General features: G+C 58.8%; 12 protein-coding genes and 1 pseudogene. 7 read left to right on the top strand and 6 right to left on the bottom strand.

The window, feature by feature from the left end:
* The first annotated feature begins 4 nt into the window (after positions 1 to 4).
* The 4 genes from CXQ94_RS11935 (at position 5) to CXQ94_RS11920 (ending at position 5,421) form a co-directional block, all read left to right on the top strand.
* Positions 5 to 1,882 carry an ABC transporter substrate-binding protein gene (locus tag CXQ94_RS11935; protein WP_181034190.1) on the top strand — a complete coding sequence of 626 codons (1,878 nt, stop codon included), beginning with the start codon at positions 5 to 7 and terminating at the stop codon, positions 1,880 to 1,882.
* Between the two features lie 49 nt (positions 1,883 to 1,931).
* Positions 1,932 to 2,882, top strand: a complete 951-nt coding sequence (locus tag CXQ94_RS11930) for an ABC transporter permease (RefSeq protein WP_181034189.1) — start codon at positions 1,932 to 1,934, stop codon at positions 2,880 to 2,882.
* Positions 2,879 to 3,748 carry an ABC transporter permease gene (locus tag CXQ94_RS11925; RefSeq protein WP_104090334.1) on the top strand — a complete coding sequence of 290 codons (870 nt, stop codon included), beginning with the start codon at positions 2,879 to 2,881 and terminating at the stop codon, positions 3,746 to 3,748. Before CXQ94_RS11930 ends, CXQ94_RS11925 begins: the two co-directional genes overlap by 4 nt.
* Before the next feature lie 71 nt (positions 3,749 to 3,819).
* Entirely contained in the window at positions 3,820 to 5,421 is a 1,602-nt protein-coding gene (locus CXQ94_RS11920) for an amidohydrolase family protein (protein ID WP_104090332.1), read from the top strand.
* Between the two features lie 235 nt (positions 5,422 to 5,656).
* Here the strand turns inward: CXQ94_RS11920 and CXQ94_RS11915 are convergent, their stop codons facing one another.
* From CXQ94_RS11915 to kynA, 4 genes are all read right to left on the bottom strand, one after another.
* Positions 5,657 to 7,099 carry a serine hydrolase gene (locus CXQ94_RS11915; protein WP_181034188.1) on the bottom strand — a complete coding sequence of 481 codons (1,443 nt, stop codon included), beginning with the start codon at positions 7,097 to 7,099 and terminating at the stop codon, positions 5,657 to 5,659.
* A 344-nt stretch (positions 7,100 to 7,443) separates the two neighbouring features.
* On the bottom strand, positions 7,444 to 8,244 hold the full coding sequence (locus tag CXQ94_RS11910) for a PaaX family transcriptional regulator C-terminal domain-containing protein (RefSeq protein WP_258067047.1): 801 nt from the start codon (positions 8,242 to 8,244) through the stop codon (positions 7,444 to 7,446).
* 41 nt (positions 8,245 to 8,285) lie between these two features.
* Entirely contained in the window at positions 8,286 to 9,530 is a 1,245-nt protein-coding gene (locus CXQ94_RS11905; RefSeq protein WP_104090611.1) for a kynureninase, read from the bottom strand.
* 41 nt (positions 9,531 to 9,571) lie between these two features.
* On the bottom strand, positions 9,572 to 10,441 hold the full coding sequence (gene kynA, locus CXQ94_RS11900; protein WP_104090326.1) for a tryptophan 2,3-dioxygenase: 870 nt from the start codon (positions 10,439 to 10,441) through the stop codon (positions 9,572 to 9,574).
* Between the two features lie 673 nt (positions 10,442 to 11,114).
* On the opposite strand from kynA, the gene CXQ94_RS11895 reads away from it, so the two are divergent.
* On the top strand, positions 11,115 to 12,212 hold the full coding sequence (locus tag CXQ94_RS11895) for a M20 family metallopeptidase (protein WP_104090608.1): 1,098 nt from the start codon (positions 11,115 to 11,117) through the stop codon (positions 12,210 to 12,212).
* Between the two features lie 88 nt (positions 12,213 to 12,300).
* On the opposite strand, the gene CXQ94_RS22620 is transcribed toward CXQ94_RS11895, so the two are convergent.
* Positions 12,301 to 12,528, bottom strand: coding sequence for a hypothetical protein (locus tag CXQ94_RS22620; RefSeq protein ID WP_181034200.1), 228 nt, complete (start codon positions 12,526 to 12,528; stop codon positions 12,301 to 12,303).
* Between the two features lie 208 nt (positions 12,529 to 12,736).
* On the opposite strand from CXQ94_RS22620, the gene CXQ94_RS23315 reads away from it, so the two are divergent.
* The gene (locus CXQ94_RS23315) at positions 12,737 to 13,177 is read left to right on the top strand and encodes a response regulator (RefSeq protein ID WP_181034187.1); all 441 of its coding nucleotides are present in this window, start codon (positions 12,737 to 12,739) and stop codon (positions 13,175 to 13,177) included.
* Positions 13,178 to 13,215: 38 nt separating this feature from the next.
* Here CXQ94_RS23315 and CXQ94_RS11880 read toward each other — a convergent pair whose 3' ends face one another.
* Positions 13,216 to 13,626 carry a VOC family protein gene (locus CXQ94_RS11880; protein WP_104090318.1) on the bottom strand — a complete coding sequence of 137 codons (411 nt, stop codon included), beginning with the start codon at positions 13,624 to 13,626 and terminating at the stop codon, positions 13,216 to 13,218.
* A gap of 59 nt (positions 13,627 to 13,685) precedes the next feature.
* Between CXQ94_RS11880 and CXQ94_RS23050 the strand changes: the two are divergent.
* A pseudogene (locus CXQ94_RS23050) lies at positions 13,686 to 13,832 on the top strand (IclR family transcriptional regulator); the annotation flags it as partial.
* Between the last annotated feature and the right edge of the window lies 1 nt (position 13,833).

Here is a 13,833-nt window from a genome sequence, read left to right as displayed (position 1 = left end):
AAAAATGACTACTTTCATCACCCATCGAGCGCTACGTGGGGTAGTTGCGCTAGCAGCGGCATCGTTGTTGATCGCCGGTTGTTCCAGCGCGGAGCCCGCCGGTTCCGGCCCCACGGGAGCAGTTTTTGGTTCCCTGCCCACCTCGGCCGGGGAACCAAAGGCTGGCGGCGTCGTCACTGTTGCACAAGCGGTGGGGCTCGCGCCCAATAACTTCTATCCGAATCGGGCCAGTTCAGATTCCCCTTTTTCGGCACAGCAGGCCATGTTCAAGTACCTTTACGCTGCGGCAGATGTCGGCTCAACACAGTCCATCAACGCGGACCTCAGCCTGGCCGAGCTTCCGAAGGCCAGCGACGAAGGGAAGACCTTCACGATCAAGATGAAGGATAACTACAAGTGGTCGGACGGCAAACAGGTCAATGCCGCTGACGTGATCTTCTCAATCGATCTAATCAAGGCTGCCATCGCCGAAAGCCCGGCCAACTACTATGGCTATGTCCTCGGGGGTTTCCCCGAAAACGTGGTCAGCATGACAGCCACCGACACCGACACCCTTGAGCTCACGCTGAAGGATTCCACGAATCCCGACTTCTTCTTGAACAACGTGGCCTCGACGCTGATCCCGCTGCCTTCGACCGCATGGAACATAGCCGCCGCTGGCGGGGAGCACCTGGACTCTACGGTGCCGGCCAACGCCACGGCTATCTACAATTACCTGTCAAAGCAGGGACGTGAGCAGTCGACCTTCGCTAGCAACCCGCTGTGGCAAGTAGTCAACGGCCCGTTCAGGCTGCAGAACTTCGAGGCAGCCACGGGTGGATACACCCTGGTTCCCAACGACAAGTACACAGGACCGAGCCCTTCCAAGGTGGAAGCCATGAAGTTCCTGCCGTTCACCTCTACGTCTGCGATGATGAACCAACTCAAAGCCGGTGCGCTGAGTGTTGGTGCCTTGGATGCAAGTTTCGCCTCCGAGGTGACTGCTCTTAAACAGCAAGGCTATAACTCCTACGGTCGGCCTGGTCCCACACAGTTCAACCCGGTAGTGATCAACTTTAAAAACACCACAAACAACTTCGACAAAGTCATCGCCCAGCTCTATGTACGCCAGGCGCTGCAACACCTCATTGACCAGCCCGGTTACATCAAGAGCCGCGGGATCTACGGTGGAGCAGGGGCTCCTTCCTACACTATTGGGCAAGTCGGTACGCGCTTTGCCCCGTCGTTTGGCGACAAGGCACCGTACCCGTTTGATCCGGCCGCGGCTGCGAAGCTGCTAACTGACAATGGTTGGACCGCTGGTTCGGATGGAAGCCGGACGTGCACCAGTCCCGGCACCGGCACTGGCAACTGCGGTGCTGGAATCCCCGCTGGACAGACCCTCAGCTTCAACCTGCTCTACGCGAGCTCACCTGAGGCGATCGCCAACCGGAACACCGCGTTCATCTCCGCTGCAAAACAAGTCGGCATCACCATCACTGGGGAGGCCAAATCACTGAACTTCCTGTATGAGAACGCTGACAATAATGCCGCGCCGGCGTTCAAGGACCAGTGGGCCATGGCAGACGAGGGCAGCTTCAATGCCAGCACTTACCCCACAGCGAGCAGCTACTTGAAAACCGGCGCCTCCTTCAACCTAGGTCAGTATAGTGATCCGCGGGCTGACGCCTTGATGACGGCCTCCGAGAGGTCCAGTGATCCAAATGCGCTCGTGGCCGAGACCACCTACTTGGGCGAGAACTTGCCTTACCTGTTTATGCCAAACCCGGCCAACATCGCCGTGTGGAAATCGGACATTTCAGGCCCGCCGGCCTCGTTTGCGAACATCACCCGCTACGGGCTCGGACTTCTGGATCCACAGCTTTGGTACTTTCAAAAATAGTCCCCTCACATAAACCGTCCGTGAACACTTGAGAATGGAAGGCAACAACATGGCCTGGTATGTGCTTCGGCGCCTGGCGATCTCGATACTGGTGCTCATTGGGATCACCGCGGTGGTGTATTTTCTGCTGTACTTTGTTCAGGGTAGTCCAGGGCGGGCCGTGTTAGGACAACGGGCTTCACCAGAGTCGGTGGCCGCGTTCAACACCGAACACGGTTTTGACCGCCCGGTTCTGGTGCAATACTTCAGCTACCTGGGACAGTTGCTCAGCGGAGATTTGGGACAGTCTTACAAACTCAACCAGAGCGTAGCGACTCTGCTCGGGCAAAACGCTGCCCGTAGTGCCATGCTCTCCTTGGCCGCGCTGGTATTAGCGCTTGTCATCGCCATTCCGCTGGGAATCTGGCAGGCTGTCAAACGCAACACCGTTGGCGACCACCTAGCTACTGCCGCGTCGTACACCCTGTATGCGACGCCACAGTTTCTGCTGGGATTGATCCTGATAGCAATCTTTAGTCAAGCAATTCCCCTGTTTCCGTCCCAAGCCTCGCAATCGCCGTCGCCCTGGGTGATCTTCACAGATCCGCGCTCCATGACGTTGCCTGTCATCACCATTGCGCTGACCAGCATTGCTGTCTTTGCTCGTTACCAACGAACCGCCACCCTGGAGCAGCTGGGGCAGGATTACATCAAGGTGGCACGGGCCAAGGGGCTGCCTGAGCGGATGATCCTAACCCGGCACCTACTACGCAACTCCTGCCAACCCCTGATCACACTCGTGGGGCTCTCAGTGCCGGCATTGCTGGCCGGCAACCTGATCGCCGAGACCGTATTCAACTACTCGGGACTCGGTCTATTGTTCCTGAATAGCTTGCAACGCGAGGACTACCCTGTGCTCCTTGCCTACACACTTATCGGCGGAGCCCTGACGGTCTTCGGAAACTTTCTGGCCGACGTCGCCCTGGCCATCACTGACCCCCGGATCGAGCTATCTGCATGAGTAACACTATGGAAGCGCCCGTGAAAGTGGCGCCACTGCGTAAGAAAATGCGGGGGCTACGAGCATATCCGCTCGGGCTTATTGGATTGTTGACGCTCTTGGTGCTGGCCGGTTTTTGCTTTCTGGGACCGTATCTGTATCCCACCGACCAGACCTATGTGAATCTCGTGGACGCTGCACTGCCGCCATCAGGTGAACATCGTCTCGGTACCGATGCGAACGGATTTGATACTCTGGGGCGCTTGATGAAAGGCGGGCAAGTCTCGCTTCAGATCGGACTGCTCGCCGCGATCACCGCCACCGTGGTGGGAACGCTCTACGGAACCATCGCGGGGCTGGCCAGGGGAGTCCTCGATGGCGCTATGATGCGCCTGGTAGACATCTTCTTGTCCGTGCCGTTCCTGTTCGTTGTGCTGATCTTGTCCGCACGATTCACTGCCAGCACCGTGTCCCTTGGCCTGATCATAGGGGCCTTCTCATGGCTGGTGCCCTCGCGCTTGGTTCGCGGGGAGGTCCTCTCGCTTCGTGTACGGGAGTTCGTCCTGGCTGCCAGGGTGATGGGTGCGTCGCGTCCCCGGCTCATCCTGAGACATCTGATCCCGAATGCCCTGGGCGTGATCATCGTCAACATCACCTTCCAGGTTGCCGACGCCATCCTAATCGTCGCCACCCTCGGCTTTTTGGGATTCGGGCTATCCTACCCCGCAACCGACTGGGGCGGCCAACTATCAGGCGGTGCCACGTACATCTCTGACGGCTACTGGTGGTTGGTCTACCCCGTAGGTGGGTGCATCATTGCCACCGTGTTGGCCCTAAACCTACTCGGAGATGCACTTCGGGAAGTTTTCGGGCGCCAGAACAGCTAACCCGAGTCACCGCGCATCGAAGAACATTCAAGTGGGCAATGCCCACAGAACTCAAGTCAAAGGAACAAAATATGAAGATCGATCTCGTGGTGCGCGGTGGCATGGTTGCCGACGGTACCGGCGGGCCACTTCGCCGGGCCGACGTCGCTATCAGCGGTGATCGGATCGTCGCAGTCGGTGAGGTTCCCCCAGCCGACGCCGCGGAGCTTTCTGCCGCGGGTGCTGTTGTGGCGCCTGGCTTTATCAACGTGCTTAGCCACGCCTACGGGACGCTGCAGCAAGATCCACGCGGGCTCTCAGATCTATATCAGGGAGTCACCACGGAGGTCTTCGGGGAGGGGTTCTCCCTAGGGCCGGTCAGTGGCGCGATGGGGAAGGTCATCGACGCCGACCCACAGGCGCCCGGCGTGCGAATGAACTGGCCGCGATTGAATGATTTCCTCGATCACATGGCCACGACTGGGGTGGGACCGAACATCGCCAGTTTCGTCGGGGCCCACAACCTTCGCATGATCCATGCAGGAGCGGAGGATCGTGCCCTTTCCAAGGATGAGCTGGCTTCGGCGTGCCAAATACTCGACGACGAGCTCGCAGGAGGCGCCTTGGGCGTCGCCTCCGCGCTGATCTACTCTCCAGGGAGTTACGCGAGCACGGCCGAGCTAACCGCCTATGCGCACGTCCTTGCCAAACATGATGCGCTCTATATTTCCCATGTTCGCAACGAGGCAGACCGGTTGTTGGACGCTGTCGAGGAGCTCATCGAGATCGCGCGGGTGACATCGGCGCGCGCAGAGGTTTACCATCTCAAGGCGTCCGGGCGCCAGAACTGGCCGGCGATGACCAAAGCGATCGAGAAAATCCAGCAAGCACGCGACGCGGGTCTGAGCATCAGTGCCGACATCTACCCCTATGAGGCAGGGGCAACAACGCTTGGAGCCTGCATACCGCCACAGCTTCATGAGGGTGGCCGCGTTGAGTTGTTGGCCCGTCTTTCTGACCCTGAAACCCGCGCCGTCATCAAGGCCGCGATTGCCCACCCGGGTGCGGACTGGGAAAATCTGTACCTAGGTTCGGGCGGTGCCAGCGGTATCCTGCTACTCGGAGGGATCGAGCCGGACGTCAGTGGACTCACCTTGGCGCAGGTGGCAGCCGTTCGTGGAGACACCGATCCGATCGACACCCTCCTGGATCTCGTTAGCGCTGACCCAGATCTGCTGGCGGCCTACTTCGAGATGACTGAGGAGAACATTCATCTGGCCCTCCAGAGCACCTGGGTTTCCATTTGTTCCGACTCAGAAGCCATGCCCGCGCAGCCGCCGTTCACCGAAAATCCCACCCACCCCCGGGCATATGGCGCGTTCGCTAGGATCCTGGGCCCCTACGTTCGTGGCGGTATCCTCACCCTGGAAGATGCCGTCCGGCGCATGACCAGCCTGCCCGCGAAGAACCTTCGGCTGCTCGATCGTGGCCAGATCCGCGTTGGTGCCTTTGCGGATCTGGTTGTCTTTGAACCGGATGAGGTTGCGGATCTCGCCACGTATCGGCAGCCACACCGTTACGCAGCAGGGATGCGGCATGTCCTTATCAATGGGACGATCGCATTCCAGGATGGTCAGCCTACCGGCCGACTTGCTGGCAGGGCCCTGCGCCGGGGGACATCACAGGGCGAATGAGGCGACAACCCGCCCTGCTCCCATGGCGGACAAGGAAGCTCAAGGAGATCGACCGGCCGGCCAACGCCGTTGCCTGTTTCTGGTAGTAGTCCACCGTCGGTACGCGTAACGACGGTGGACTACTCGGCGTCCATATCCCGCGTCATTGTGGCAATCGCCAGTATGACGCCCACCCCTAGCCGTCGACCAGGGTATTTAGGCGCCAACCGGTGCTAGCCTCGACTGTGACTTCCTCCTAGAGCGATGGTCCTTCGTATCTCTCGGCGGGCCACATGATCGAGCGACCGAATTGGATCCTCCGGACACTGTCGTCGGCGTTGCGGACCACTGTGACGGACTCTCCGGCACTTGCAAAAACCGAAGCGCCCACGTTGCGCAGCTCACCGGCAGAAACCACCTCATACCGTTCCGCGCTTGCTATCGGATCGAGTGCATCCGGGGAGATACCAAGCAACTTTCCTCCGAGGGCGGCCAGATGGTATTCATCAATTGGGTCTACATACTGCCCAGCAAAGCGGGACAACTCGTCTGCGCTGAGCTCTAGCGGCTGTGTAGGAATAACGCGCGGCACCAGCCCGACGCCGGCAGGATCGGTAGGATCAGCAGCGCCGGCATACAAAAGGCTCAGCACGCCACGCACCAGTTCGCCGACCGGCGAGCCGAACCCATTGGCCAGTACGGAGACAATGAGACCAGTATCGGGGTCGAAGACTGTTTCACTGACCTGACCTGCTGGGTGACCTCCGCTGTGACCAAGTAAGGTGTGTCCGCGGAAGTTTTCCCGGGCCATCCCCAAACCGTAGCGGGCAGCTGCTTGGTCATCCGAGTTGGATGACCAAGCAGCGTGCTGTTGAAGTCTTTTGCTATCGTCATTTAGTAGTCGTTCGTCACCCATCAGATGCGCGGCGTAGTAGGCGGCGAGGTCCTCGGCCGTGGAGTAGAAACCACCACAAGAAGCATTGGCGCGCGATGTCATCAGGGGCAGAACAGCTTGTGGGGATCGGGCGTGGGGGCCCGCGTGCCCATGCACAAAGTCACTTACCCGGTCGAGGTCAAGATCAGGTCCAGTATTCTTCAACCCCAACACTTCGACGATGTTTTCTTTGACGAAGGAGTTGTAGCCCACTGAGCTGATGCGCCCGACAAGAATGCCCAACAAACTGTAGCCGACGTTGGAATACTTCAAGGTGGCGTTCGGTGGGAACACAAATCCATGCTCAATTACCGTCTTCAGTACTTGATTCTCGTCGGGAGTCGGAGCGAGAACCTGGTCGATTGCAGCATTCGGCACATCGCGAACGATTCCGGCAGTGTGGTTGAGTAGATCACGAACGGTCACGCTCGCTACGTTGCTTCCAACAAGCTCGCAAATGTGGCTGCTGATCGGGTCATCGAGGTGCAACAGGTTACGCTCCGCAAGTTGCAAAACGGCAACCGCGGTAAAGGTCTTCGACTGAGAAGCTATCCGGAAAAGGTGTCCCCGTGTCACTGGTTCCTCAGTGTCCAAGTTGGTGACGCCGTACGCTTCAGACAGCCGCACCGAACCTCCGAAGTGGACGGCGATCTGCATGCCCGGGATGGCATGACGATCAAACTGGGATTGCAGCCAGATCCGAATGTAGTTCAGGGACGCATCCATACGGGCAGTAGTGATGTCTTGTGCGGGGACATGGTTCATGAATACTCCAGTGTTGGATCGTACGAAGTGGGGCCCAGGGGTCCGCCTACATGGTTGCAAGAAGCTCGGTGAGTCGAATGGCCGCCCGTGCTTCGGGTCATAGCGGAACTTCATACGGGCTCGTCATGGAACAACCATAGGTGTGGGTCAATGCTCTGCATTAGTCGGCTGTGACGAATCCGGTGACCAGTATCGATTTGATCCGACAGAGTCAGAGACCAACAGTATTAGCTCAGATTCGAGGCTTCCTTTGATCCCGTATCTCGTATAGGCGGGAAGAAGGGGTGCTTCGGAAATACGCACGGTGGGCGGCCGGATCCCCCTGGATGAGTCGGCGGCACATGTTATTCCTTCGTAAGGCTTACCGGCAACAAGGAGCGCACAAACTCCAGGCTGGGGAGCTCATGTGAATTGCGGATGTCCTGGAATAGTACGGTGCATCTTCCGCCCGGCCAGTCATCTGGGAGGCATGACTTGGGAAGACCCGGGTCAACGTAGGGGATGACCCGCCACCGGTCAACGCACTTCACGTAGGTGGCGAATGTTTCCGCGTTCGACGGTACCGATCCTGTCTCCACGGCACCGTATTCTGCGGCAAATTCCTTGTGAAGCTCAGCGAGGTATTCGAGGTCCCACCATTCATTGACTGTTGCCCGAAGGTCACCGGCTACTTCTGGTGTCTGTGTGGTGAACAAGACGGCATGATGCTGCAGGCTGAGTTCCTGAAGTATTACTTTGACTTCCTCCCGCAAGAAATCCGGGCAGATCCATAGGCCTGGAGCGACTGTTCCGCAGCCAATCCAGCTGAGGTGGCGCCTAAGCTGATGTCGGCGCTCTCGCTGAGACTCCGGTAGGGAAAATGAGATGAGACACCAGGCATCGTCTGGCCGCATGTTGCGGGGAAAGTTGATGCGACGATCCCCTCGAAAGAACATCAGCTCTGCTGCGTCGGTCAGTGCATATCCCTTCTGTCCTGCGTTGACCTCGGCAGTTAGAACGCCCTTTTGTTTTAGACGGGTTAGCGCAGTTCGTGTGAGCTCCACTGGAACGTCCAGGACCTCCATGAGATCTGTCAGCGACTTGGCGGGCATCCACCCCCCGCACTGGCGCAGGTAGAGCCCGATGGTTGTTCGGAGCAAAGACACGACGCTACCTGGCCGTGAGGAGGTGTCATCCAAAATCGGCACTATAGGACCTCGGTGAGGACTTCGCGAACGGCGGACATGCCTGCTTCAAGTTCGGCAAAACTAGTGCTGAGGGGTGATAGGCCAATGCGCAGTCCGTGGGGTGGACGGAAGTCGGGGATCACGCCGCGCTCCCAAAGCCGTGCAGTTACTTCCGCGAACTTTGGATGATTGATTGTGATGTGGGAGCCTCTCTCGGTAGGTTCTCGAGGACTGACCATTTCAGCCCCAAGTGGTGCCAGCCACCGGTCGGCCAAAGTGACCGCATGGGCGGTAAGTGCAATTGACTTCGCGCGGATTGCGGGCATACCGGATTCGGCAATGAGTTCAAGCATGTGTTTTAGGGGCTGCATCGCGAGGACTGGCGGCGTCCCAGTGATAAACCTACGAATTCCTGCCGCCGGTTCATAGTTTGCTGACATGCCAAAAGGCTGGTTGGCGCCCATCCAACCCCAGATCGGCTGCTGCAGACGGCCTTGCAATTCACTCCTGACGTAAGCAAACGCCGGTGCCCCGGGACCACCGTTGAGGTACTTGTAGGTGCAACCAACTGCGAGATCCACGCCCCATTCGTCCAGGTGCAGGGGGACCGAGCCAGCCGAGTGGCAAAGATCCCACAGCATCAATGCGCCTTCGGCTTTTACGAGTGAGGTGATGGCGGGCGCGTCGGCCAGGAAACCCGAGCGATATGCCACATGGCTAAGAACGACTACGGCCGTCCGTGGTCCGAGGACACCGGCCAGGTCCTCGGGGTGAACCCCTGTGGCTGCATCGGGCTCAATCCATCGGATTCTCGCTCCGCATTCGGCGGCGATTCCTTCGACGATGAATCGGTCCGTCGGAAAATTTTCCCGATCCACGATTATCTCGTCTCGACGGGAACGAATCGATCCGTCCATGGCTGCTCTTATGAGCTTGTAGAGCAAGACGGAGGTGGAGTCCCCAATGACGGTCTGACCTGAAGCGGCGCCAAGCACTATATCGCCTAACGTATCGCCGACCCTAGTCGGTTCGTCCATCCATCGCTCATCCCAGCTCCGGATGAGCCGCGCACCCCACTCGTTGTCGATGAAATCGGCCATTCGCCCTTTCGTGGCAGCCAAGGGTCGACCCAAGGAGTTTCCGTCAAGGTAGGCAACGATCTGATCTTCTGCGGGGGCCACGAAATAGTCTCGGTACCTCCGTAGGGGGTCGGACTCGTCTAACAGGGACGCAATGTTTGCAGTGTGCTCGGATGTGGAAGTCATCGTGCCGTCTTTCATGTTCCGTAAGAGGTTTCTTGGAAGCCTTAGTTGCCGATTTCAGTCCGTACTGCGTACAGCTCTGGGAAGAACGTTAAATCCAATGCTCGCCTGAGGAAATCGACGCCCGATGATCCGCCGGTCCCCGTCTTAAACCCGATGGTCCGCTGAACCGTCCGCAGGTGTCGGAATCGCCATGCCTGAAAGTTGTCTTCAAGATCGACCAGATCCTCGCACGCCTCGTAGTATCCCCATGGCGTCTCATCCGATTCGTAGATCTTCTTGAAAACGGGAACGAGGGACTCCTGAAAGACCCAGGGCAAGCGGACATCTCGTTGAAGGATTTCCTCACTTACCTCGTACCCCTCCCGCGCCAAGGCTCGCAGGAACGCGTCGTAGACAGTCGGTTCGTTCAACAGCCCGGAGAGCAGTTCGTGAGCTTCGGGCTCACTCTCAAAAACCTTGAGCATCTTGGCGTTCTTGTTGCCGAGAATGAACTCGACCGCTCGGTATTGGTACGACTGAAATCCCGATGAGCTCCCCAAGGCGCCCCGGAACTGGGAATACTCGCGTGGCGTGAGTGTCCCGAGTACAGACCACTGTTCCGTCATTGTTCGTTGAATCGCCTTGACCCGGGCCAGACATTTCAATGCTTTGCCGAGATCGGATTCGTCCATGAGTCGCCGTGACTCCCTGAGCTCGTGCAAGACAAGTTTCAACCACAGCTCGCTCGTCTGGTGCTGGATGATGAACAATAGTTCATCATGATGTTCGGGCTTGCTCAGTGGATGTTGGGAAGTGAGCAGTCGGTCGAGATCCAAATATCGACCGTAGGACATGGTCTCGCGGAAGTCGGTCCGAACGGATTCTTCTATGTCCCGAACAGCAGTGTTAGTCGTGGTTGTGGGGGTCGTCATGCCGAAAGAATATCATTCATATGACGGCCGTCAAGGTATTGAATGTTTTTATTTAGCGCCGAAAAACTTCTTCACGCGCCGAGGTTGCAGCTACCCGATGGAAAGCTCAGAAAGTCGCCTCGTGGCCGGGCATATCCGTTGGCTGTCATGGGAGGAACGCAGCTTTGCCTTCGATGACCTATTCAGGAAATGCAACAGAATGAGCCCTCCAACGTAACCGTGACACAGTCCTGGTCGGCGTGACCGGACGGCGTCACCTGGCAGCGTGAATAACGTGGTTCAGCACCAATTCTCACTAGTAGTGAGACTACGGGTGGAGTTCGACCACAATGCACCTTTATCGTCTCAGGGGACGAACTGGGCCCTTCAGATTTTCCTCAGGCGACGAACGGAAACACTTCCACAACGAACATACTTGCCATGGGGGAGGAGCCGGTCAGCGTCACGGAACGGCCTGTCGACAAAAGAATCACCATCCGGTGATGGTTGGTGAGCGCCCACCACGTTCGCCACAACTCTCTCGGTGGGGCGGGTGTTCTCGGGCACGCCGCAACCGCTCCCTGTACAGCCACGCCGCCGCATTTGCACTTTCGCCTTTCCATTCTCAACGACACGCCGAGGAGCCATCATGAACGCAGAACTAGTAGCGGGTTTCACCCGAAGACTTCCGCAAATGTTAGAAGATGTTCGCGCACTGGTTGAGTGTGAGTCGCCCTCCGAGGACTTTTTGGCCGTGGCTGCGGGAGCCGAGGTCGTGGCGACGCTGGGTCGCCGGATCTTGGGCAAGGAGGCCGAACGGATCGTAATCGATGGTCGCACGCATCTTCGGTGGACGCTCTCGGATGATCTGCCCCGAGTACTCATGCTGGGCCACTATGACACCGTGTGGCCGGTTGGTACATTGGATTCGATTCCATTCTCGATAGGCGAAGGAATTGTGCGGGGGCCAGGTTGCTTTGACATGAAAGTCGGCGTTGTTATGGCCCTGCACGCTGCTGCCGCGCTCGGGACAAGAGCTCCAGTCTCGATTCTGATCACCGGGGATGAAGAAATCGGCTCAGGCAGTTCCCGGCGGCTGATCGAAGAGACCGCTAGAGGAACACTGGCAACGTTGGTCATGGAAGCCTCGGCTGATAATGGAGCCCTAAAGTGCGCTCGGAAAGGGGCATCCCTTTATGAGGTCTCGGTGGCTGGCCGTGCCGCTCACGCCGGGCTGGAACCGCACCTGGGCGTCAACGCCGTCGTCGAATTGGCGCACCAGATAACCCGCATCGCCGCGCTCGGATCGTTGGAGTTGGGGACAAGCGTGGTGCCAACTGCCGGGCGCGGCGGCACAACGACGAACACTGTTCCTGCGGAGGCAAGTGTAGCTGTGGACGTCAGGGCATGGTCGGCCCCGGAGCTGGCAAGAGTGGACCGGGAACTTCGGGCACTCTCGCCGCTTCTGTCCGGTGCCCGGGTAAGCGTCAGCGGCGGGCCGGATCGTCCGCCCATGGAGACGACATCCAGCCAGGAACTCTTCGCCCTTGCCCAAGTTGTGGCAGACGAACTCGGCTTGGAACCCCTCACCAGCGCTGAGGTCGGCGGATGTTCGGACGGCAACTTCACCGCCGGCATCGGAGTCCCCACCCTTGACGGACTAGGCGCAGTCGGCGGCGGGGCCCACTCAGACGACGAACATGTTCTTGTCTCCGAGATTCCACGTCGAACGGCGCTGCTGGCAGCACTTGTCGCCAGGATCCTAGAGGTAAATGAAACGAATGGATTGTGAGGAAATATCCGTGTCCGAAGACGATGGGCTTTGTGGTTCCCTGTTCTTGGCGAATGGGCGAAGTGGGAATGAACGGGCCAATGCGAAACTACGTTTTGGTGGCTGGGGCGGCGGACAAGATCGCAGCAGACCACATGCCAGAATCGTTGGACCGGGGTTCGATGCGGGAATTGTCGCGCTCAGAATATTCGGCCTCCGGTCCGTAGGGTGAGTCGTAAGTTGCATGGAAGTCCACCTCCTGCGCGCTCAGGCCCACGGTTTCGCCAACAAGCCCCACGTGATTTCCGGGCTGCTTGAACTGGGCCGCGTGAGGCACGCAGTTTCCTTCATTTCCCATGAACGCGGTGGCGGCGCCCTAGCTGCAGTAACCGGGCGGACGGGGATCCGCGAGCTTGATAGTCCGGTGCGCGTCGGGCAGCTCACGGGGCCAGGATTACTGTCACATTGCCGCTCGGCAGCGGGGATATCGTCGTTGCCGAGCCTGCTGAAGCATTCATTGGAGGCCTGGGGTTAGGACGCTTAGGGTGTTCATCGTCGAGGATGACCTTGGCGTAGCTCAATTCAACCGCGAATTCGTGGCCTCGAACCCAGGATTCACAGTGGTCGGCGAGGCCCACTCGGGCACAGAAACAGTGGGCCTGATCGACAGTCTGGCGCCCGACGTCGTGCTCCTGGCCTTCTACCTACCCGACTTTTCTGGACTCGAGGTCCTGGCCCAGATCAGGGGTGACCAGACAGTACGACACCGTGCGCAGGATATCCGGTGGCAAACTACTCGACCAGCGCAGCGTCGACGCGATCATAGCCCGCACTGGTGGCCGTCATGCCCCACCGCCGAAGGGGCCTTCCGAGGTGATGTTACGGCGGCGGGGGCCGACCGGAGAATCCCTACAAAAGCTTGCCCTAGGATCGCAATCGCGGTCATAAGATGGGGCCCTACCCTGATTTGCTTGACCCCCGACTGACCAGGCCTCGATGCGCACTAAGGATGAAGCAGACTCTTTCAGTCCGGCGGTGAAGCCGCCGTGACCTGCCAAACATGGCCGTCAAGATCGGTAAATGTGCCCGCATAGCCCCATGGCTGTTGCGTGGGATCGGTGACGATTGTGGCTCCCGCCTGCTGGGCCTTGCGGACCAGCTGATCAACCGCCGATTCGCTACCGGCTGTGATGCTGATGAAGCACTCGCTCTGGCCACTTTGGGCCACTTCGCGGTTGCCGACAACCCGCCCAAAGCCTCCGGCAGGAATGAGCATGAGCCGAATTCCGTCATTGAGCTGGAACTGCAGTGGTTCAGGGACACCGTCGTCGGCTGGCTCGCCCACGGCCTGTAGTCCAAGTCCAGCGCTGTAGAACGCGAAGGCCTTGCGGCGATCTGCGATGGGCAGGCTGATGATTACTGGTGGAGTTGTCATGCTCCCATTATGGACCTCGGGGCTGCCACATCCGATGGACGCGGCAGTAGTGTTCTACTATGCAGAAATTGCCCTTGCAGAAAAAGCCCAACTATCCCATTGAGGCGGTAGATAACGCCCTGCACTTGCTTGAGCACCTCCGAGACGTGGGCAGCCTGCGACTCAAGGATGCCGCCGTCGAACTCGGCGTTGCGCCGTCCACCGCAC

This window comes from Arthrobacter sp. GMC3 (assembly GCF_002929305.1).
Taxonomy (GTDB): Bacteria; Actinomycetota; Actinomycetes; order Actinomycetales; family Micrococcaceae; genus Specibacter.
The sequence above is the reverse complement of the archived record's forward strand: the minus strand, read 5'-3'. Positions and strand labels throughout refer to the sequence as shown.